The following is a 21,748-nucleotide window of genomic DNA, read 5'->3' on the forward strand; positions in this document are numbered from 1 at the left end:
ATTTGGGGTTCAATGGACAGCCCGACATCTAAACCAAGGGTCAAGTGGTCTGTTCCGGAAGCCGGGACAGGTTTCTTTTGGACCCTGTCTCGGTTGGAGTCCACTCAACCGTTGATTAGGTGGACGAAGAGTCCAAGCTATTATTGGTTCAGTGGTCTTCGTTGAGTGGCTTTACGCCTCTCCTTCCTTCGTTTGAGTTTTCAAGTGAAAATTGATCTAGAATCTTTAAATAAGTTAAATATTTGATAATTAGATATGGAATTCTCGATCCGATCTATGAGTATTTTACTTAAACAAGAGACCGATAAACGAGTATCTGAATCCGCAGCAAATCAGCTTGGAGAAGTTCTAGAGAAATTCAGTGAAGACATCGCCAGCGACGCAATATCTCTTGCTGCCGAAGAGGGCTACCAAACAGTCAAACAAGAACACATCAAAACTGCCCTGGACCAATACCTAGATCGAGAGATACAGCAGTCGTATTTCTCTTAATACAGATATCCAAGATGATATATTTCGATACGGCGAAACTGTAGAACTCCCTACAGCTGTGGAAGCTGCTCGCTGTTGAACTCCCGAAACAGTCGAAACACGATTCTATCATCTTCTAAATTGTTCTCAGCTAATCTCTGCCGTAAACCTTCCCGAACTTCCTTGTTACGGCAGGCGATCCAGACGCTGTCGAAACGGTCCAAGTGTTCTTCAACATGTTTGATTTCTCGGGGATTATCTCCCATCGCGACCTCAACCACTAACTCCGTGTTTCCCATGTTGACGTAGACATCCGCATCGAATTTCTCGAAGAACGCAGACCAGCCCATTTCTTCAAACAAATCTTTGATCCGATGCTGCCAAAACCGGTGTACAACTCCGCCACGACCCCTTCGCTTCACCTCCAACCCCAGTTCACTTTCTGCGTAGTTACGGCCTTTCTCAGTCAACTGCAACAGCTTCCGCTTACCCTTCTGAGTGTGGACCTTTCTCTCAACTACAACACCGTTGTCGACAAGCATATTCTTCACCTTGTTACCCTTGTAACTACTCGGAAAATCACCATATCGGTCGGTCAAGCCACGGAATGGATTCTCCACTACGTCCTTGAGGAACCGGTCTGCATCACCACTCAAATCTAGTTCTCCTTGTGGGTCCTCAACGATCTCCGGATTCTCGACCTCATCTGAACGACCGGGAGCAACTAGTGATTTGAAATCCGGTGTCAAGCTCCGAGGTTCATATGAAAGACTGGTCCAGTTATCAGCTTGTCTTCGCTCCAAGTCTTCATCCGAAACCTGCTTCTCCAAACTGTAATCATCCAAACTCACCGGTACCGGACTACCGTTACCAACCTGGACAACCGCTTCACCAGTACCCAATCCCTGGGCAAACTCTCGCTGCCGCTCAGACAGGTTCAAACTGTCTGCAACCTCGTCAAACTGCCGCCGATCATCCATTGGCAGCAGGAACTTGGTGTACGTGTTAGCCTTGATAGAATCCGTCAACTTACCAGGCTCCTGATCGCCCACAACCAATCCTTCACCGAACTCCCGCATCTTCGCCGTCAACTCATCAATTTCAGGGATGCCAGAAGCACTCTGCCTCTCCTTGTAAACCGAGAAGACTTGTTTCCCTTCATCCAAGAAGAACAGATGCCGCAAACCACTGTCTCGCTGGTTACTGGCTAACCTGTATTCAAACACGTAGGCAAACAAGACTTCCATCAAGAAATTCTGGACATCACGACTCAGTCCGTCAAACTCAAACACCACATCCCGCTTCAACAACTCCTCCAAGTCGTAGCCCTGACTACAATCAAAAACCGTTCCCGCAGTAAGAGTCATCGCCTCCAAACGATTCAAAACCGTATCACGATAATTCGACGACTTCCGCATATAACTCATAGAATCAGCCTCAATCAAAGCCTGGAGCTCAAACAAACTCGGGTAAGGCGGAGAAACACACTCGAATAGATTGTACGCCTGGTAGAGCTTGATCACCGACTTCAGCAAATAATTCTTAGAACCACTCAACAACGCCGTAGAGTGGCTAAACATTTCACTGAATACCTGAGCCCATCTTCTCGGAGGTACTCCTTCAGGCGGCCGTAACGGATTCAAACGCAGCTTAGACCACGGCAACACCAACAACTCATGGTTCTGTGAGAGATGGCGGTAGTCCTGCTTTAGATCAAAGAACCAGACCGGCACACCCACCTCTCGATACAGATTATAGAACAACGTCGTCTTCCCCGAACCACTCTGACCCACCGCCAACAAATGCTGATTCAAACCCTCTTCATCTAAGCGAACCGGGAAGCCGCTATAGCTTCGTCCCACCTCCACACCTCCGGATAACATCTCAGAGCTGCTGAACGGGAACTCTTGATTCCGCAGATCCTGAACCGCCGCTAACCGTCCAGCACAGTTCAACAAGAACTCATTATCCGAAGCAACAGCTGCCTCCACCAAATCACGTAGCTCACCGTCAACACGATTCTCCTCCAACAAACGCAGCAAAGACTCCTTCCTCACAAAGACAACTCTACAACAAGAACAAAATTCAGTCTAAGCGAACACCACGTCTCCTATGCCGCAGCCCCGCCATAGAAAGCCTCAGCCTGCGAAACAATCGGATCAACCAAGCCATCATACTTGTACAAACTCAAACCATTACTTCGCAGAACAGCCTTAACCTCCGTCTTGATCTCAGCACGGATCTTCTCACGATTCGTCCAGTCCACCTCAGTACTATCCTTCAAATTCTGCTTCAACTCACGAGCAATAGTCTTCAACGTCTCCTCATCGATTTCAGAATCCGTATTCGAGGAGATAGCCGAGTAGAAAGCATACTCCTCGTCACTCAAGCCAAGCTCATCCTGCTGATCATCCGTCTCCTGAATCCTATCAGCGTAATCCCGCAACTCATCGATAACTTGCTGCGTTGAGATGAAGCCCTCGTTGTATTCGTTAATCGTCTCCTCCAGTTCCTCCTCGAAGGATTCGTACTTCGCTAAGTTCGTCTGCTTCCGGGTCGTGATCTCATTTTCCAATAGCTGCCGAAGCATCTTCACCTGCAAGTTCTCGAATTCGACCTCCTCGACATCCTCCAAGAACTCATCGCTCAACACCGGCTTCTCCTTCTCCCACTTGTCAAAGCCAGTTACCTCTATCAAATCCTCAATACCGACGCCCTCAGCAACAAGCTCCTTCATGGCCGAATCCACGTCCTCGACCTCGTCCGGATTACCGGAGTTATCGATACTGTTGATAGCACCTAAGACAGCTTCAAAGAACGCTACGTCTGCCCGGATATCACTTGCCGCGGAATGAGGCGAAACCAATGAATGAGCCTTCTTTAACCCCTTCATCGATTCACGGAACTTATCCTCACGCTCCTCAGTAACCAATACCTCGTTCTGTGCCTTGTACAGCAATCGCTGGCGATCCGTCTTGTTCAGCTGCGGCCAATCATTGTATTCGATAGCAGCGAAGAAGTCGGCAACCTCCTGATGCTTCTCCCGCATCACTTGGACCGCTTCCTCAATATCCAGCATCGCATCATTCCGGACCTCAGACGTGTACTTATCCAACGCCTGCTTCAACCGCTCACTGATACCGATATAATCAACGATCAAACCACCAGGCTTGTCCTTGTACACCCGGTTAACCCGGCCGATAGCCTGCAACAGGTTGTGGTTCTTCATCGGCTTATCGACGTACAACGTGTGCAGATGCGGGGCGTCAAACCCGGTCAACCACTTATCACAGACAACAGCGATCTCGAACGGGTCATCAGGATCTTTGAAACGCCGCTTCAACTCATCATTCGAAATCGGGTTGTCGATATAGTCTTCTGCACCGGACATGACTACCCGTGTCTCAGGTGCATCCGAGTTCTCCCTGATCTTCTCAGCCAAGTTCATCGCTGCCTGACGACTGATAGCAACCACCATCGCCTTCCCCTCGATCTCACGATTATTGTAGTGGTCTACAATGTCGTCAGCAATCATCTCAGTCCGCTCCTCACTGTTCTCAATAACCCGGCGGAGCTGAGTCCACTTCTTCTTCATCTCATTCTTCAACTCGTCCGACTTCGACTCCATCAACTCGTTAAACCGGTCCTCTATCTCCGGATCATTAACCTGGAGCTTCGCCAAACGACTCTCATAATAAATCGGGACTGTGGAACCATCCTTCTCAGATTCCTTAATCGTGTACTGGCTGATATAACCGCCAAACGTGTTCGTTGTCGACCGATCCTCCTTCTCAATCGGAGTAGCAGTAAAGCCGAGATGTGACGCGTTCGGCAGCCCGTCACGGACATTCGTCGCTAAACTCTTATACTGAGTTCGGTGGGCCTCGTCCGCAACCACGATCACATTCTCACGGTCGTTGACCTCCGGATACTGTACTTCATCATCCGTGGTCTGGAACTTCTGAATCGTCGCGAAAATGATGCCGCCAGCCTCCCGATCTAACCGGTCACGAAGCTGAACCCGGTTATCACTGTCTGCCCATTCAGCATCCAAACCGTGCTTCCTGAACTCCTTATACAGCTGATCATCCAAATCATTCCTATCCGTGAGATAGACCAGCGTCGGGTTCTCCATCTCGCTTACACGCCGAATCTTCTTCGCATAGAACACCATAGAGAGCGATTTCCCAGACCCCTGAGTATGCCACACCAAGCCGATACGATCCTCATCAGGATTCGGAACTACCTGCCGACTGCTCTCCACCGCGCTATTCACTGCATAGAACTGGTGGTACGCAGCCAGCTTCTTACCCAGCTTTCCATCCTCATCAGCATACAATACAAAATTCTGGATAAGATCGAGAACCCGTGACTTATCGAACGCACCACGGATCAACACCTCAGACGGAGGCAAATCCCCGGTAGCATCCTCTTCCTCATCGATATACCGCCACGGAGAGAACCACTCCCAGCCAGCAGACAGACAACCCAGCTTCGCATTATTCATATCTAAAATCCCGATCAACTCATTATAGTGAAACAGGTCCGGAATATCGTTCACATACCGGTCTGTGACCTGCTTGTACGCATTACCCATCGACGCCTGCGGATTCGTCGGATCCTTCAACTCCAAGACACCCAGAGGTAGCCCGTTGACAAACACGATGATATCCGGCCGGCGCTGCGGACCCTCGCCAATCTGAATAACCACCTGATTAGAGACCAGAAAATCGTTCGCCTCAGGGTTCTCAAAGTCAATTACGTCTACAAAATCACCGCGAGTCTCACCGTTGACCTCGTACTCAACCTGAATCCCGTTAACCAGTTTCTCGTGGAAATTCTTGTTATTCTTTAGCAGTTTCGTCGAGTTGAAACCGAGAAGCTGAGAAATCGCATCCTCGATCGCCTCATCCGGCATAGACGGATTAAACTCCTGAAGCTTCCGCTCAAGACGGCCACGCAGAACTACGTCTGAAAGCGACTGCCGCTCAGGATCATCACTATTCGGCCCCAATTCAGAACCGTGTTTGTAGTCATATCCAATATCCTGGAAAGCCTGTAGGGCCGGCTTCTCCGCCAACTCCATCTCATTCAAAGACATACCACATCAGACCTCACTATCAACCTCTAAATCATCCAAGTTAATGTCATTAACCCTGACCTCACCCGACATCAACTTCGGAAGCAAAGAATCCCTGAGTTCGGAAAGTTCTTGGTTTTCTTCTACGTTATCGTTGATCATTTCTTTCATCGAGGAAGTTAATGTATTGAATCGCTCAATATCTTTCTTCGGCGGGAGTGCCACAGGGAAGTTCTGAATATCTGTTTTATTGATTGAGTTAAATGTTGTTCCTGATTTGTACTTTTCCCAATTTGGCTTATTTGCTTTCAGCAAATGGTATAGATATTCGTTTTCAAACTCAGCCATTCGTAGAGCAGTAACCCCACGCCCTACAACGCATTTTTCACCTGCCCTATTTACATCACCAACCGGTGCTCGGATACTGATTAATACATCATCTTCTTGAGCTACCTTCTTTTTTTTCGTACACCATCTCTCTACCTTGGGATATCTAAGTCCGAAATTTTTGCTACCTTGGAAAAACGGCAACCCTTCCCCCTCTTCATTGTAATGTTCAGATTTCGGTGAATTACCTAGTATGATCTCGGCAAATTCAGATATGGTTTTTACTTCGAAACTCTCAGGAATCCGCCCTATATCAGAATTTTTGAAGTCATCATATGGAGAGAAGTCAACAAACCAATTCCTGAAGATAGTTTGTTCTATCTCTTCCAATACAGAATTTATTTCCCTATTTGTATTTATTTTCTTGTCTATATTTGTGAGAATAGTTGCGATCGTCTTCTGTTCTTCAATCGGAGGTATAGCAATAGTCTCCTCGTAGAATTCATCTCGATTTAAACCAGGAACGGCAGAACCGCTCTTCAGCCGATCAAGATCAAAATCTAAGAAATTATAATAGAGATATCGGAGATCCACCTCAGATATCTTTAGAGAATCTGGATTAATATAGTAGGCAGTATCGATCACATTGAAATTAGTGTCGCTCCATTCAATCCCGAGATTCACTCCCTTTCTGCCAACAATAATTCCAGGAGCATCAACGTGATATTCTGAGTGCCATCCTGAACGACCATTTGAGCCAAAAACAGGATATGGCCCTTCTTCGCGTTCTTTTTTGGGTAAAGAGCTACCGTATTCTAATTCAAGCAATTCGCCGATCGGAGAGATTTTCCAGGAATTTGGCTTCTCTACACCCTGTCTTTGTAGGATGTACGGCTTGCTGAGGCCTTCTACTTTTTTTATTTCCGACAGAGTCCGCTGTTCGGAGTTCAAAATCCCACCTCTTGAAGGCTTTTATCTATCTTCTTCTGCAATTCTTCTGATTTTTGGAAGTTCTCACGAAGGTCAGCAGCGAGTCTCTCCATTTTGTTTTGGAATATCTCTGTATCTTCACTATCCGTTTCGACACCAACGTATCTGCTGGGTGTTACAATATATCTATTATCAGCTATTTCTTTTGTTTGTACTACTTTACAGAACCCGGTATCATCCTCATAATTATTTGCCTGATCTTCTCCACGATATGCTCTTACGGTATTGGCTATCTTTTGTATATGATTCTTCTCCAACCGATTTTGGGTTCGGTTGACAGTTTCATAGAGATCTCTTGCATCAATAAACAGGGTCTCATTCTTTCTGTCACGATATTTATCTTCTCTCTTCCCTTTGCTGAGAATGAATATACAGGCCGGTATACTAGTTGTATAGAATAGCTCCTTCGGAAGGGCAATAACAGCATCCAGTAGGTCATCTTCTACAATACCTTTCCTAATTTCTCCTTCGTTATTTTGAGCAGACATTGCGCCGTTTGCCATGACTGTGGCTGCCATCCCGGTGTCGTTGAGATGGTGGATCATGTGCTGGATGAAGGCGTAGTTGGCATTGTTGGAGGGAGGCACCCCGTATTTGAATCGAGGATCGTCATCCGCTATCTGGTCCTTGCCCCATTCGCTCATGTTGAATGGAGGATTGGTGAGTATGTAGTCTGCTTCAAGTCCTTTGTGTTGGTCATTGAGGATGCTGTCTCCTTGTTTGATGTTACCGTCTAGACCGCGGAGGTAGAGGTTCATCTTGGAGATTTGGAGGGTGCTTTCCTTGATTTCTTGGCCGTAGATAGAGATCTTGTCGGTGTCTCCTCCGTGGCTTTCTATGAATTTCTGGCTCTGGACGAACATTCCGCCTGAGCCGCTGAATGGGTCGAAGATCCGGCCTTCGTAGGGCTCTAAGATTTCGACCATTAGTTCGACGACGCTTTTGGGAGTGTAGAATTCGCCTCCTTTCTGCCCGCCTTCCATCGCGAACTGCTTAATGAAGTATTCGTAGATACGGCCGAAGACGTCCTCATCCTTGTCTCCGTTCCCTGCTTCCATGTTCAGATCTGCAAACAGATTGATCAGACCTTCTAAGGCGTCAGAAGAGTTGTCGGAGAGAGAAGATCGGGAGTATCCTTTCGGGAGAATTCCTTTGAGACGCGGATTTTCGTCTTCTATTGCACGCATTGCGTCGTCGATCTTCTTCCCGATCTGAGGGTTAGTGGCGTTGTTGACGAAGTACTGCCAGCGTGCTTCTTCAGGGATGTAGAATACGTTTTCTCGGTTGTACTCGTCCTTGTCCGAGAGAATGTACTCCCGTTCTTTCTCGTCTTCGGTATAGTATCGAGAATCGGAGTCGCGGGTTTTCTCTTCGAGTTCCTGTCGTCGCGCCTCAAAGGAGTCAGACATACTCTTGAGGAAGAGCAGACCGAGCGCAAAGTCCTTGTATTCAGAGGGGTCGACAGGTCCTCTCAGTTTTTCTGCAGTTTCCCAGAGTTTCTTTTCAAGCTCACCGTTAGAATTCCCCGCAATAGCCATGCACAGTAGTGCTAAGGAAACACTGATAATGGTTGTGTTGAACCAGAGGCCACCGACAACGAACTAACCTATCTGCAGAATCTGAGCTTGGAGATGTGATTCAGACTTTTTCGCTTCTTCCCTGCTTATTGTACCGCTAATAATTGATTTGCCGCTTGCAAATATGAGCATCACTGTTCCGAGTTCCGGTGGTCGATAAATGACGCCAGGAAACTGCTCAGGTTCATACTCAACGTTCTCAAGGCCTAAATGGATCGCTAAAGTTTCTAATTGGATCTCAGTTCCGAAGTCCGCGAGATAGACAGCGTTGTTCTGCCTGAACGGCACTTCATCAAACTCTACACCGATCTCTTGTAGAGCATCTAGTAGGTCTTCCTTGGCTTCAAACAAAGCTTCACGACTTTCTGTCCCTCTAATTTGGAAACTTCCCGTACGATATAGAGTGAATGCCGGACCTCCCTCTTCTAAACGTATCGTAACCGTCGAGTCGCCGTGAGTATTGGCCTCTATATCGAACTCAGCAGAGAGAGCCTCAATTATCTCTGATAGCTCTATTTCCCTACCAAGTTCTCCACTACCCATCGTACTCACTACATGCATCCAGGTTACTTCTTCAGAGAGGACCGCTCCTCTTTATTCCACTCGTTTTCAGCCCCTTCTGTTTTCTCGCTATATTACCAGTCTGACAACCCGAACTGTTCGGTCAAGACCTCGATTGCCTCCTCGACTTTCTTAGATTTCCGCAGCTCCGGACCGGTGTACTGTTCTTTCCAATATTGCAGATCAAACCAATTCTCGTTACCAGTCCTGCTGTAGGGAGCGTTGGTTGAGTCTTGTCCGTGCTGTTTCGACGTACTCGTGTTTTTGTTCTATTCCAAGGTATTGTCTTCCGAGCTGCTGAGCTACCACACAAACCGTGCCGGAGCCGGCGAACGGATCAACGACCAGGTCTTCTGGCTTGGTCCACCACTTGATTAGTGTGGAGATGACTTCTTCTGGTTTCTGTGTCGGATGATCGGTGTTGGGTCCACGGTTCTGTATTGAGGAGTGGATTACGTTGTGGTGTTGTCCGCGTTGGTCCTGGAAGCCGTGTCCTTTGCCTTCGTTGACAGTGGCTATGATGATTTCTTCGACTGCTTCCTGCCATTTCACGCCGTAGAGTTGAGGTACAGGGTTGGTTTTGTGCCAGTATGCTTTCTGCCGGAATTCGAGCCCTGCCTGGGTGAGTGCGGCGAGTAGTTCGTGGGTTCTACGGTTGTTGTAGAAAGTGATCAGGGTGCCGTTGTCGTTCAGTATCCGGGCGATTTCCGGTACCCAGTCATTCGGTGTGATCTGGTTGTCGTCCCATTCGCCGAAGTCATGAGAGATACTGGATCGGCTTGGAAAATCGGCTTCGAAGTTTGAGGAGAGGTTGTACGGCGGATCAGTCAACACCAAATCCACCGACCCAGTTTCTACCTGCTTCAAGATTTCTCGGCAGTCACCATGCACTACCTGCCCTGGCTCGATCTCAGAAGTCTTGGATCCCGCTTTGACTGGTTAAGACCTCCACAGCATCCTCGATTTTCTCGACACGGGCTTTGTACAAGCTGAAACCCTCGTACATCTCCTGAGTGTTTGAGTTGCTTCGTGTGTCCAGATAGTCTTCTGCCTCGGTTGTTGAACCGAAGAACGGGTCGGCCTCCTCACCGTTCACCTCCGTATGGTACAATGCGGCCCCCGTATCCGGATTCAACCAATAATAAACCGTGTTCCGTCGGCCATCCGTATGCAGATTCGATTTCCCACCATCCAACACGACCTCCTCATCACCCTCTAATTCCTTCAAGGATTTTCTGTAATGGGCTTCTGGAAAGTAGTTCTCCAGTTTGAATCGGAGCATGCCGGAGAACGTGGTGCCTCCGGTCAAGTTCATCCAGTACGGCTTCTCCTCTTCCACAAACCGCTTCTCCTCCAGTATTTCTTCAACAGATTCTATAATCCATCACCTCTCTCATCGTTTTCAAGCAAGGCGTTGAGCTCTGTCTCGTACAGCTGCGAAACCTGGTAGCCGCCGTCCGGAAACAACTCCCCATCCGGATCATCGTCGAACTCGTCGTCAACACGGTACGCTCCTGCCTGCTTCAACTGATCCTTAGTGAAGTAGCCGTACTCCCACTGATCGAAGGTATTCGGGCTTTTCACACGGCCAAAATACAGGTCGTCTTCGGTTTTGTCGTACGCCTCCCACTTCCAGTTAGGAAGGAACGCCGCCTCCCAAGCAGCTAACGGCTCCTCATCACTGTAATCATCTGCCACAACAGATTCCACCTTATGCGCCGAGGCCGTGCAGCCCGCGTAGCTCTCTCAAGGTTTCAACTTCGCCATCCCAGTACGGTTCCGCGCCACCTCGTTCAATCAACTGGCGGCTTCGAGACTCAACCGCAACCCGGCCAACCTGCTCAGGGTCAGGGATACTGTTCGAACCATTCTCCAACAGTTGAGCAGCCGATTCAAACCCGTCAGCCAACCGGTGCCGCGAAACACTGTCATCCGTGTAATGGGTTAGTACACGAGTTGCAGCATTGTACGTCTCCCAAAGCGACGGACTATCCGGATCATCTACCTCCTCATACAAACCGTTCAACAAGTCAGGAACCGGGTTATCCAAGAACCGGCCGACACCAGACTCCAGTAAGACCAATAGGGCCTCCTCCTGGTTCATGAACTCCCTGTTCTGAGCCTGAGCTAACCGGTGCTCAACTTCAGCGGGGCTCTCAGCTACAGCATCAACCGCGTTATACGCCAATCCGGGATCGAACGGATCGCCGTGAGTCTGCTCAAAACCTAGTTCAGATACAAACGCGGTCATACCGTTACTGCAGACCTCACGTTCCGCACCGACATCATACTTCAAACCGTGGAAACCACTGTGTCCGCTTCTAACCTGTAAACCTAGTTTGATCGGGTCATCTTGGTCTGCGTAAACCGTTGTCCCGTCGAAATCGATGTCAGCTATCATCTTATGCGCGGTCGGGGAAACAGAGACACTGCCGCTCGGAGAGATACCGTGGCGATCAACCGCATCACCAACCGTCTCCAAGACATCCCCGTACTGGATAACGTTGTAGAAGTCATCGTTACTGGACACTACACCTGTGGTCCGACCATCATCCGTCCACAAACTATCCCTGTACGGCACACTTTCCCACTCATCACTCTCAGTGTGATGTGCGTAGACGTCATGCCGACTTACTTCAGGAAGCTCTTCTGCGGTTTCATAGAGTTGTTCTAAACTGTCGAAGCTGTACTGTTCTCCTTTGATCTCGAAATCACCCTTACAAAACCATACATAGGGAGAAACAATGTACCGGATAGGACAGACCCCGTTTCAATTGGAACTTCTTCGTATTGCCGACTTCCGGCTACTAAGACTAGGGTGGACACCGGACAAAGCAAAGCTCCCGTAGTAGAACCCAAATATGGACTCTAACAGACCGCGGGGAGTATTGACACTGAAGTTTGTCACCGTCGGAGAGAGCCCTGCCGCACTCCCTGGATTCTCTCGATATTCAACTTCTTGAAGCCTGTTCAACGCAGCTACTACTGCGTCCTCACCCACCTCGTCCACAGCATATCGATCAGCACGGAACTCCCGGCTACGGAACTCCAAGACACCGAACAGCACATTCCGACCAGTGAAGATAAACGAAGCCAGCAAACCAGCCAAAAGCGCCAACCAAGCATCACTGTAGTGGAAATGACCTTCCTCGTGGACAACAACCGCCTCCAACTCACTCTGGCTAAGCTCATCCACCAATCCCTGAGAAACCACAACAAAACGCGTGAAACCCAAATGTACAGCACCCGCCGTACAAACCTCAGAATCCACAATACGCAGAGGAACACTCCGATCTAAACCCAGATCCACAGGCTCCGACTTAACCGCAAGAACAGCATTGTCGTAGAGAAAACTGGAAAACTGATAGACAACACCACCCATATAATAAAAAATCGGGGCTACAGCCGTCAAAACCACTAAATAGACGGCGAATTGACCGGTTTCAGCTGCGAAATTCAATCCACTCACCATTAGATATCCTGAGTAGAGTGCAAAAATGATAGACCAAGAGACCACGAGAAATGTAGTGACCACAAGCTTGGACAAGGGGATCTCTATCTGTTTTCCCAAATCTAAATGCGTAGAGACAATTCGATGAGTCAGTTGGACTCCATTGTATGTGGCGTAGATCAGGAATAAGAATAGTCCGATGAGAAGTGAAGAGAAGAGAATAGGCGAACTGTTGAATACACTACTAAAGTCGCCAGAAACAACCACCAGACACAGTGTTTCGATTAATAGAAACGCAAAAATACTGATACAGTATGCCAATACAATCTTCGGAATAGCTTTGATGAGATCCCGGATTTTCCGCTGCCACCTGGTCGTCCGCTCTACAACAATATCTTGATACTCCCAATAGAACCGCGATAAAAATAGGAATATAAATGGACAAAATATCTTATAGAACGAATCGATCACCGATAGAGGAGCCAGTAATACGACCCCAATTAACAACGTTATCAACTGATTGGCGTAGAACCGGTTATCGCCTTTATCAAAAATGTCTCTTACAGGGCTTTGATCAGCACCATATCCACTCAGCGAATATAGGATAGAAGCGGACAAGATCACAACTCCGAAATTAAGTAACACAAATATACCCGAGAGAAGCTCAACGATGGTCAGACCAAATAATAATACAGAGCTCGTGAATACGAGTGCCGCAAAAAAGTAGACAGAAGCATACTTCTTTTCGATCAACCGATAACTGCCCTCCGTGGGAATAAGCCTCCAATTGAAACGGATACCGAACAACAGCTTTGACTCCAGTTTGGTGAATTCAAGATCCTCTTCTGAGCCGGTTTCTACAGCATCATTCGGTAGTTCCGAACGAATTTCTAGCGGGGTGAACTCTACATCAGCTTCGGATTGCTGAAGAAGTAGCCGTTCGGTCATTCAGTGAAATTTAGGTACTTGTTCGATTTCCCTGAGCTGGTCTGAGTCCGAGAACCGTTGGTTGAACTGATCTTCAGTCAGAACGTAACACGACTTTTTGCTTCCTTCAGTCATTCTGTCGTGGAATACGAAGTGAAGCCAACCGTCCCGTGGTAAATCAATCTTTTCCGCTGCTCGTGGCTTCATTTTGGGTTCCCCTCTGCCTTTGAAGTCATCGAAGAACGCTTTCGGAATCCCACAGGTATACTCACTGTCTCCTGCCCGGAAGTTACGGGATTCACCACTGTATTCGTAATTGGGTTCCTCTAGCTCTTGGCGTGTAGCGATAAGAACTCCAACTGTTTTTTCGTAGTGCCAAAGCACAGGAAAACCCGGTTTCAAAATAGATTCTTCACGGAAAACTCGGTCCGGGATACGAACATACCTACTGCCGCTGCCTTTGATCTTAGAAACGCCCGCGTGCGTCCACGACCGGTCGTCTTCACGCATATTTAGGTTACAGACCGATAGTACGGGAAGCCGTTGGTAAATAATGGTATGGTGGAAAACAGGTAAAGAAGAGAGGAGTTCGAGAGGAAGGGAGGAGGTGGTTACTCCAAGTATGACTGTACTGGCTGTCTTACTGACTCGTTGATTCTGTATGCCTCCTCTGCTGCAGCACCCATCTCCTCAAAAGCAGATTCAAGACTTTGTTCGTCGTAGTCCCAAGGAACATTCAAAGATAGAAGATCGTAGTTGAGGTTGTCCCCCGACGCTGTAGACAAGTATTCCGATTCTGTGTGTTGTTCTGCGATAGCGTTGTATACTTTTGAAAGCTGGCTCTCGAAGGAGTCTTCTGCCGGCATTCTGTTGCTGTGAGGTTCCGGAATAACTGTTTGCCTTAGTCGTCCGGTCAAAGCTGCATCCCATTCTTCAGAGGGCATCATTGTTCTGAGGATGCTGTCTGTGCTATTGTGTACGTAATCCAGTTCGGATATTCTTCCTTCTGATGCTGTTTCAGCTGCATCCTCTTGTGAAAGCCTAGAGTCCTGTTTTACATCCCATTCGGCCAGGTCTTCGATTGTATTGGTTAGTGTTTGGAAGTATTCTGCGTCGACTTCTCCGAATCCATCAACAAATATCATAATTGTTACCTTTTGGTGCTAACTTTTTTAAATGTTCTTCCGGGTGGGAGGCGAATTCCAACACCATACCCAACCAGTGAAACGCCGGGCAGTAGTCGAACACAGGCATAAATCACAGAATCTGCAATCATCACAGAATCCGGATTTTCCACCGAACAGCCCAGATCAAAAGACCCCTCAAAAATAGACAATTCGGACATATATAATACTCGACTAACATGTCAGCCCCCAAATCTCGGACTTGCAATGCCCCGAAAAATCCAGTTCGTGACTGCGATCACGGCACTGATCCTGACCGCATCCGCGCCCGCATCAGCAAGCCACGGCACGTTGAAATGTGAGGTCCCGTCATCGCTCCTTCCGTTGTTCGACCTGCTGCACACCCTGACTGATGTTGCGTTCTTAATGGGTGTTGGACTGGCCACCTTGGGATTCACTGTTGCTGGTATCCTGATTGCTGGCCCGTTCGGTGACGACTACACTCAGCACGGTAAGAGAACGGTGAAACGCGTGTTCATCGGGACCGTGCTGTTGCTGTCGGCAGGAATGATTGTCTCGTTCCTGACCAGCCAGATGGGAGGTACCTTCTGCACATGAACCCGTTCAAAACTCTGGTAGTCGTATTGCTGATCACCGGATTAGCAGTACCAGCAACCGCTACAACACCCACCCCTGAGAACGATGAAGAATCCGAAGAGGATGATTCGGATACTGTTATCGACTTCTCCGGGTTGAGCTCAGCTATTGATGACCTCGTCGATGAATTAGCCGACTTCACCGGGTCCTGGGATGCTACACTCGAGGACCTGCTGATCGCGGTGTTGTTTAAACCGTTTCAGACCTTGGCACAACAACTGGTTCGACAGTTCACACTCGTACTGACAAACACACCGACGATCTATCCCAACCCGGTCGTCGAGGAAGTCCACCGAGACACATTACTGGTGGCCTATGCCGTTGCCGGTGTAGTGCTTCCTGCGACAGGGATTCTGTATATGTATGGCTCCGTTCTCGGTGTGAGCTACCGCGAGGTCCGAATGATCTTACCGCGGTTCATCACCGCACTAGTCTTCGCCACGATCTCACTGCCCCTGCTTCAGTACACGGTCGAGTTCTCGGATGCGTTGGTGTACGCGTTCGCACCAACCGGATTGACGATGTCCACAACCCAGCTCGCCGGGTTATCAGTGGCACTGGTACTGGTCTGGGTGATAAACGCGTCTCTCCTACTCGTATTAGTTGCCGTCTTCATCATTCGGAACGTCTACATCCTGTTCGTAGCCGCGATCAGCCCATTACTGGCCTTAGCCTGGGCGTTCCCGACTACCAAGCGATACGCGGATACGTTCATCTCCGGGTACTGGACCGCGTTAGCGATGGCACCGCTCGACGTACTTGTACTGAAATTCATTTTCTCACTGTTAAACGCTCAAGGCAGCGGAGTACAAGGAGTATCCAACTGGGTTCTAGGTGTCGCCGGGTTCACCCTGCTGCTCTGGGTTCCTTACCAGTTGTACGGAGCAAGCCAGGCGATCCTCGGTCAAGCCTACATGGTCTCACGAGGGGTCAAAACACGGGTCAAACAAAGAAAACAGGCGAGGAAACGGGAGGAGTACCGTGAGAAACGCTTGAAGCAGGGACGACACGAGAACCGTCGAAAGCGGAGCAAGTTCCGATTTGAGGATGAGGAGGACGATGATGATTAAGTTCAGTATTCCGCGGAATACCGCTACACCGGTCAAGTTCCTTGGCTACTTCACGGTCAAAGACATTGCCCGGTTGCTGATTCCGACAGCGATCATAGCCGGGTTCACGTACAACCCTGTTGACTTGATCAGTACACTGCTCGGTGTCCTTGCAGGGTTGCTTATCGGGTTGTCACTGGTGTTTCTCCAGATCGAGGGAGACACCGTTGATGTTCACTGCTACCACTTCCTGCGTCAGAGACTGGTGGAGAAATTCAGTGAACCTGTTGAGATAGACAGTGTAAGCGACGGGTATGTGCTGACCTCCACTGGTACTGCTGTTGGAGTGGTGAAGGTCCAGCCTGTACCGCTTAGCATGCAGGGTGAAGCCCAGCAGAAAGCCTTGCACAGCATCCTCACAGAGCTTTACGAAACGATCTCCTTCCCCATCGAGGTCCACTCCCGGCAGCTACCACTAAAACTCGATACCTACATCGAGAAAATCGCTGACAACAACCAATCCAGTCATCTCCAAGACTACACTCAGTACCTCGAAAACCTGAACCAAGGGAACGCCACAACCACCCACCACTACATCGTCATCCGGGCAGACAAACCCGGTGAAACCCAGCTCCGAGAGATACTTCAGAACATCCGGGAACAGTACCCAGAGTTAGAACCGGTCTTCGAAAAAATAGAACCCTACATCGAACTTGAAGCCGAGACAGAATCCGATAATTCAGAAACAGTAGCAAAACTGAACCACAGGCTCGACGTCGTCGTCGATCAACTCAACCGGGGAAGCTTAGAAGCCCAGCAAGTCACCGGATTAGAACTCCAGCAATACGCATACAGCTTCAACAAACAACCAAGCCACGACACCCAGACCTACCAACTCCCCTACTCACAGATAGGAGGCTACCGTCGACTACTCTACCTCACCGAATACCCGGCCTCCGCAGAACTCGGCTGGCCAGTCACACTGCTAAACCAATCTAGCAACGGCCGAATCGACATCATACAGAGAATCGAACCCCGGGACCAGTCCAAAACAGTTCGAAAACTGGAAAGACATATCGACCGGTTAGACGCAGAAATCAACTCACGGCTCGGAGGCGGCCTGATCAAGGACATCGCAGAACTCCGGACCCGACGAGAAGACGCTGAAAACATGGTTAGCTTAGCTGCTGACAACAACCAGTCCCTGATCGACTACAGCACCTACATCATCGCCCACGGAGACACACCACAGCAGCGAAAACACGCATACACCCAGGTAAAAACCCGACTCGACACCCTGCTTGCAGAATACCAGTCACCGGTTTTCCGGACCGATCAAGCGGTTAAAACAGAGTCAATCCTCTACAACGACCTCTTGAACCAGTCCCGGATCATGCCGAGTAGTTCAGCAGCCAGCGGCTTCACATTCGCCACCTCCAACCAGAACGAAGGCTCCGGGATCATCTACGGAACCTCAACTGAAGACCAATCACCAGTCCTCCTCGACCTCTGGAACTGGAGCAGCCACAGCCTTGCCATCCTCGGAAAGACCGGGTCCGGCAAAAGCTTCTACGCCAAAACACTGCTTCTACGCTGGAAACTCGCCTACCCCGACCTCGAACAAGTCATCGTCGTCGACCCGAAAAACGAGTACGGCAAAGTCATCAAACAGCTCAACGGCTCCACAACCACTCTCAACGACGAGAAGGATTACCAGTTCAACGAAGGGGTACAGGGCTTCCAAGTCGAAACCCGTGGCGGCGAAGATAACGCTGAGAACCTGGTAAAACTAGTTAGAGAGATCTACAGTCACACCTCCCAGAACACGGGTAAGACATTCGTCATAATCGACGAGGCCCACAACATTCTACGCCGGAAAAAGGGACGGGAAGCACTCGAACAGTTCGTCCGTGAAGCGAGAGACACCCAGACCTCGGTCGTGATGATCTCGCAGAACGCCGATGACTTCGCATCCAACCTGGAGGGTCGAAACATCCTGAAAAACTTGGAAGCCACCTTCCTGATGCGGCACAGCGAGGTCGCAGAAGACGTTATAGAATTCTTCCAGCTCTCCACTCAGGAGACCACTGAACTACAGAAACTGAAGACAGGTACCAAGTCGGACTACAGCGAGGCATTGATGAAAATCAGTGACCGCCTCGACTCCAAAGTCCGTATCACCGCCACTGACACCGAATACTCCACGATCACAGAAAGGGAGGGCGAATAATGGGTGTCTTCGACTTCCTGCGGTCAAACCACGTAACCCTGAACGAGGAAGAAGCAGAACGGCTGCAAAATCCTTCGAAGCCTTGGTACAGTGTCGAGGTTCTCCCACCCCGGAACCAAGACACGCCATCGACCTTGCCGTACTTCGTCTCCGGCATACTGGAAATACAGAACAAGTGGCTTGGACTCAGGAATACCTCGCCCACAGTCAGCTACGAAATACGGAGAGCACAGAACAACCAGTTGCGGTTCCAGTACTCGGTACCCACCAAACGACTTGAGCGTAAAGTCCGAACCCAGTTAGCCGATGAAATACCTGAGGTCAAGTTCAGGGATGGAGTCAACGGGCTACCGGTCTACAACGGTGAAACACTGGGTGGTGGTCTGCTCCACCTCGGAGACAGCGACTGGTACACGTTGAACACTGAGCATGATTCACCGCCTATCAACGCGGTTACAGCGCTTCTGCACCGGCACTCGATGCAGAACACTAAGTTCGTAATCCAAGTCCTGTTCCAGCCAATCGCAGCCAAAACACTCCGGAAGTGGTGGTGGCGGAAAAAGGCTGTTCAGCAACGCAACTACCTCAAAAAAGAGAAACAAGGTATCTGGGGGTCGACCCAACCCACCCGCAGAGAAAAGAGTCAAGCACACAGCATCAACAAGAAAATCGGGAACGCCCGATACTGGACCAGTATCCGCTTCCTGATCATCAACGGAAAGGAGTACACACCAAGTCGAATCAAAGAACTGGCAGGCGGGTTCAACCGATTCGAGAACCCGGAAACCAACCAGTACTTCAACACGGTTACTTTCCAACCCCTGTTGGAAAAACGGCTTCTCAGCTACGCAGAAACCGTTCGTAACCGAGAATTCGGTGGGTGGAGCCGGAAATTCCGTACCACCCAAGGAGAGCTTGCCAGCCTCGTCACAATCCCTGACCGCAACCAAGAGAACATTCAGACAGCTCAGCCATGAAACCCGGAGAAGCCAAACAACTCATCGAACGTACCGGTCAGCTCCAAACCACCTACCTCGGCAGCCGAACATCCACCCTCGGAGTCGAGGAGAACGTCGGTATCGAAGACCAGTACAGACGGACACACGTCCTCAACATCGGAGCAACAGGCGGCGGCAAAACACAGCTCATGACCCACGCTGCACTCCAAGACGCATACAAAGACACTGGGTTCGCCGTCATCAACCCGAAAGGCGGACTCATCGACGAACTCATCGAGAAGCTGCCGGAAGACCGGCTCAACGATATTATCTACATCAATCCCGGGAAGGAGCCTGTTCCCGGAATCAACGTCCTGCAGCCACAGATCAACGAGGACATGACAGAGGCACAGGTCGAAAACCAGAAAGAGATCATCGTCTCCGACCTCATCGACCTGTTCAAACGTCAAAGCGAAAACTGGGGTGACAGATTCGGACGAGTACTCGAAACACTGCTCCGAGCACACATCAACCTGAACATCCAGAAAAACAGTGAGAAGACGCTTCTACACGTCTTCAAAACCGTAGTCAACGACGAAGCTCTTGAAGAACTGATCGACGAAACACAAGATCCTGTTGTCCGAGAGGAACTTGTCCGGGTCCGCGAAGACCTCAGTTCCAGTCAACTCGAACCGCTGCAACGTCGACTGAACGACTTCGTGATGAATCCGACCATCAGGAAGGTTATCGCAGCCAAACAGTCCAGCTTCGATATCAAGGACGCTATCGACAACCAGCGGATCATCCTTGTCGAAGTCCAGAAAGGCGATGTCGGCGGACAAGTCTCCCGATTGGTTGGCAGCATCATCATCACCAAGATCTGGGCGGCCGCACAAAGCCGGATCAGCCAACCCGAGGAACAACGGGACCCGTTCCATCTCTACGTCGATGAACTCGACAACTTCGCTGGCGAAGGAAGCAACTTCACCACTATACTCTCTGAGGCACGGGAATACAGGCTTGGCTGCTGGCTCGCCACACAGTACCTCGACCAATTACCCACAAGGATGCAGCAGGCAGTTACCAACAACTGCCGGACCAAGATCGCCCTACACCCCGGTGACGGAGAAAACACAGCGAGCATCACCCGGATGTTCAACAACATCAACCAATCCCAGTTGAAGTCACTGGGGAACTACCGAGCCGTCATCCAGAAACCAGGACAAAAACAGCAACAGAACGCCGTTATCTTCGACACCTACCCGCCCTGGGAACCTGAAAACACTCGTGACATCAACCGTGTGAAACGGCGGCAGACACCGGCTAAGAAGACGAAGCAGGTCGAACTTGAGGTAGAGCAGTCACTTGGAAACTCTGCAAACGCTGGCGGCGACGAACACTTGGAGATGCTGGCCGCAGCCAAAGAGGAATTGGAAACTCGTGGCTTCCAGGTCAATCTGCTGTACCAGGACAGCGGTGATGAGAAACCCGACGGCCACGTCTTCCTGCCTGACAACGACATCGCACACTTAGAGGCTGAACTCTCCACGTTAACCAAGCCCGCAAAAGTCCTGGAAAACCTGCGGCGAGGCATCAAAGAAAACCGGGAGGTGTTCTTCGTCGTGAAGAACGGTGATGCAGCGAAACTGGAGAACATTATCTCCGACCCGGTGAACCGTCGAGGCAGCGAACACACCGACAGCAATGGGGGATTCAGCTACTACAAGGACAGCGACGGCCAACCTGTGAAAGACACCGAACAACTGCAGAACGCGGAATACCGGGTGCTCGAGCTCGACGGAGACAGTCTGCAAGAGATAGAAGAACCCGAGACAGACTGCCCGCAGATCGACGACGGATTCGATGAAGAAGAGCTCGAAGACTTCTGCCTGTACCGAGAAGAGGACGGATACTGTTCCGAACTGGGCCAAGAATGCGTGATCACCACTAATGACTGACGTACAAAACCAGCTACGGGACAAAGACAAGGCCGTACTCAGAAACATCGCCGACGGAAACAACGACGTCCAGAAAATCACGGCAAACACGACCTTGGAAAACCACCACGTCACCTACGCCTTCCAGAAACTCGAAGAACTAGAGCTGCTCGAAATCTCAAAACCAGACGGAAACGTCGAACGAATCATCAACGGACAGAAACGCGTCTTCCAACACCCAAAACAAGCCGAACTAACCAATGAAGGAGAAACCGCTGTCGACACTCTGGACGAAGACTCAGGCAGCCACTACAATGATCTGACCCACAAAGAGCTTGTTCAGAAACTCAATCAGCTAGAAGCTCGTATAGACTCTCTTGATCGAGCATTGGATACATTCAAAGATCAGATCCAACAGAAACTATAGTT

19 protein-coding genes are annotated in these 21,748 nt (G+C 49.6%); 7 read left to right on the plus strand and 12 right to left on the minus strand.

Going from position 1 to position 21,748, the window contains the following annotated elements; translation table 11 throughout:
• Positions 1-255 precede the first annotated feature (255 nt).
• Positions 256-492 carry a histone gene (locus GRX01_RS01650; RefSeq protein ID WP_159662752.1) on the plus strand — a complete coding sequence of 79 codons (237 nt, stop codon included), beginning with the start codon at positions 256-258 and terminating at the stop codon, positions 490-492.
• 50 nt (positions 493-542) lie between these two features.
• Here GRX01_RS01650 and GRX01_RS01655 read toward each other — a convergent pair whose 3' ends face one another.
• From GRX01_RS01655 to GRX01_RS01710, 12 genes are all read right to left on the minus strand, one after another.
• A complete protein-coding gene (locus tag GRX01_RS01655; protein ID WP_321167855.1) occupies positions 543-2,528 on the minus strand; it encodes an ATP-binding protein in 1,986 nt (661 codons plus the stop codon).
• Positions 2,529-2,581: 53 nt separating this feature from the next.
• Positions 2,582-5,572, minus strand: a complete 2,991-nt coding sequence (locus GRX01_RS01660; RefSeq protein WP_159662754.1) for a type I restriction endonuclease subunit R — start codon at positions 5,570-5,572, stop codon at positions 2,582-2,584.
• Between the two features lie 6 nt (positions 5,573-5,578).
• Positions 5,579-6,829, minus strand: coding sequence for a restriction endonuclease subunit S (locus tag GRX01_RS01665; protein ID WP_159662756.1), 1,251 nt, complete (start codon positions 6,827-6,829; stop codon positions 5,579-5,581).
• Positions 6,826-8,406, minus strand: coding sequence for a type I restriction-modification system subunit M (locus tag GRX01_RS01670; protein ID WP_159662758.1), 1,581 nt, complete (start codon positions 8,404-8,406; stop codon positions 6,826-6,828). Before GRX01_RS01670 ends, GRX01_RS01665 begins: the two co-directional genes overlap by 4 nt.
• A gap of 63 nt (positions 8,407-8,469) precedes the next feature.
• Positions 8,470-8,997: a transcription factor gene (locus GRX01_RS01675; protein ID WP_159662760.1), complete on the minus strand. Its 528-nt coding sequence runs from the start codon at positions 8,995-8,997 to the stop codon at positions 8,470-8,472.
• A gap of 207 nt (positions 8,998-9,204) precedes the next feature.
• A complete protein-coding gene (locus GRX01_RS01680) occupies positions 9,205-9,840 on the minus strand; it encodes a DNA methyltransferase (RefSeq protein WP_159662762.1) in 636 nt (211 codons plus the stop codon).
• 76 nt (positions 9,841-9,916) lie between these two features.
• Positions 9,917-10,345 (minus strand): hypothetical protein, encoded by a 429-nt coding sequence (locus tag GRX01_RS01685; protein ID WP_159662764.1) that lies wholly within the window; start codon positions 10,343-10,345, stop codon positions 9,917-9,919.
• A 35-nt stretch (positions 10,346-10,380) separates the two neighbouring features.
• Complete coding sequence (locus tag GRX01_RS01690; protein ID WP_159662766.1) at positions 10,381-10,704, minus strand: hypothetical protein; 324 nt, start codon at positions 10,702-10,704, stop codon at positions 10,381-10,383.
• A gap of 13 nt (positions 10,705-10,717) precedes the next feature.
• Positions 10,718-11,536 carry a DUF932 domain-containing protein gene (locus GRX01_RS01695; RefSeq protein WP_321167856.1) on the minus strand — a complete coding sequence of 273 codons (819 nt, stop codon included), beginning with the start codon at positions 11,534-11,536 and terminating at the stop codon, positions 10,718-10,720.
• A 240-nt stretch (positions 11,537-11,776) separates the two neighbouring features.
• The gene (locus GRX01_RS01700; RefSeq protein ID WP_159662768.1) at positions 11,777-13,405 is read right to left on the minus strand and encodes a M48 family metalloprotease; all 1,629 of its coding nucleotides are present in this window, start codon (positions 13,403-13,405) and stop codon (positions 11,777-11,779) included.
• Positions 13,406-13,894 carry a hypothetical protein gene (locus GRX01_RS01705; protein WP_159662770.1) on the minus strand — a complete coding sequence of 163 codons (489 nt, stop codon included), beginning with the start codon at positions 13,892-13,894 and terminating at the stop codon, positions 13,406-13,408.
• Positions 13,895-13,995: 101 nt separating this feature from the next.
• The gene (locus GRX01_RS01710) at positions 13,996-14,529 is read right to left on the minus strand and encodes a hypothetical protein (RefSeq protein ID WP_159662772.1); all 534 of its coding nucleotides are present in this window, start codon (positions 14,527-14,529) and stop codon (positions 13,996-13,998) included.
• Positions 14,530-14,775: 246 nt separating this feature from the next.
• Here GRX01_RS01710 and GRX01_RS18720 point away from each other — a divergent pair, with 246 nt between their 5' ends.
• Genes GRX01_RS18720 through GRX01_RS01740 form a run of 6 tightly spaced genes read left to right on the plus strand, consistent with a single transcriptional unit; the run spans position 14,776 to position 21,746 of the window.
• Positions 14,776-15,126: a pilin gene (locus GRX01_RS18720; RefSeq protein ID WP_201289471.1), complete on the plus strand. Its 351-nt coding sequence runs from the start codon at positions 14,776-14,778 to the stop codon at positions 15,124-15,126.
• On the plus strand, positions 15,123-16,235 hold the full coding sequence (locus GRX01_RS01720; RefSeq protein ID WP_159662774.1) for a hypothetical protein: 1,113 nt from the start codon (positions 15,123-15,125) through the stop codon (positions 16,233-16,235). Before GRX01_RS18720 ends, GRX01_RS01720 begins: the two co-directional genes overlap by 4 nt.
• Positions 16,228-18,444, plus strand: coding sequence for an ATP-binding protein (locus tag GRX01_RS01725; RefSeq protein WP_159662783.1), 2,217 nt, complete (start codon positions 16,228-16,230; stop codon positions 18,442-18,444). Before GRX01_RS01720 ends, GRX01_RS01725 begins: the two co-directional genes overlap by 8 nt.
• On the plus strand, positions 18,444-19,421 hold the full coding sequence (locus GRX01_RS01730) for a hypothetical protein (protein WP_159662785.1): 978 nt from the start codon (positions 18,444-18,446) through the stop codon (positions 19,419-19,421). Before GRX01_RS01725 ends, GRX01_RS01730 begins: the two co-directional genes overlap by 1 nt.
• The gene (locus GRX01_RS01735) at positions 19,418-21,340 is read left to right on the plus strand and encodes a type IV secretory system conjugative DNA transfer family protein (RefSeq protein ID WP_159662787.1); all 1,923 of its coding nucleotides are present in this window, start codon (positions 19,418-19,420) and stop codon (positions 21,338-21,340) included. Before GRX01_RS01730 ends, GRX01_RS01735 begins: the two co-directional genes overlap by 4 nt.
• Complete coding sequence (locus tag GRX01_RS01740; protein ID WP_159662789.1) at positions 21,333-21,746, plus strand: hypothetical protein; 414 nt, start codon at positions 21,333-21,335, stop codon at positions 21,744-21,746. Before GRX01_RS01735 ends, GRX01_RS01740 begins: the two co-directional genes overlap by 8 nt.
• The last annotated feature ends 2 nt before the right edge of the window (positions 21,747-21,748 follow it).

Origin of the sequence: Halobaculum saliterrae, from assembly GCF_009831625.1 — an archaeon.
In the GTDB taxonomy this organism is placed as follows: domain Archaea; phylum Halobacteriota; class Halobacteria; order Halobacteriales; family Haloferacaceae; genus Halobaculum; species Halobaculum saliterrae.

Bases quoted from the DNA above. Each gene is read 5' to 3' on its own strand.
- GRX01_RS01650 (WP_159662752.1), top strand. From the start codon at position 256: ATGGAATTCTCGATCCGATCTATGAGTATTTTACTTAAACAAGAGACC.
- GRX01_RS01740 (WP_159662789.1), top strand. From the start codon at position 21,333: ATGACTGACGTACAAAACCAGCTACGGGACAAAGACAAGGCCGTACTC.
- GRX01_RS01735 (WP_159662787.1), top strand. From the start codon at position 19,418: ATGAAACCCGGAGAAGCCAAACAACTCATCGAACGTACCGGTCAGCTC.
- GRX01_RS01670 (WP_159662758.1), bottom strand. From the start codon at position 8,406: ATGGCTATTGCGGGGAATTCTAACGGTGAGCTTGAAAAGAAACTCTGG.
- GRX01_RS01725 (WP_159662783.1), top strand. From the start codon at position 16,228: ATGATTAAGTTCAGTATTCCGCGGAATACCGCTACACCGGTCAAGTTC.
- GRX01_RS01720 (WP_159662774.1), top strand. From the start codon at position 15,123: ATGAACCCGTTCAAAACTCTGGTAGTCGTATTGCTGATCACCGGATTA.
- GRX01_RS01710 (WP_159662772.1), bottom strand. From the start codon at position 14,529: ATGATATTTGTTGATGGATTCGGAGAAGTCGACGCAGAATACTTCCAA.
- GRX01_RS01700 (WP_159662768.1), bottom strand. From the start codon at position 13,405: ATGACCGAACGGCTACTTCTTCAGCAATCCGAAGCTGATGTAGAGTTC.
- GRX01_RS01705 (WP_159662770.1), bottom strand. From the start codon at position 13,894: ATGCGTGAAGACGACCGGTCGTGGACGCACGCGGGCGTTTCTAAGATC.
- GRX01_RS01660 (WP_159662754.1), bottom strand. From the start codon at position 5,572: ATGTCTTTGAATGAGATGGAGTTGGCGGAGAAGCCGGCCCTACAGGCT.
- GRX01_RS18720 (WP_201289471.1), top strand. From the start codon at position 14,776: ATGCCCCGAAAAATCCAGTTCGTGACTGCGATCACGGCACTGATCCTG.
- GRX01_RS01730 (WP_159662785.1), top strand. From the start codon at position 18,444: ATGGGTGTCTTCGACTTCCTGCGGTCAAACCACGTAACCCTGAACGAG.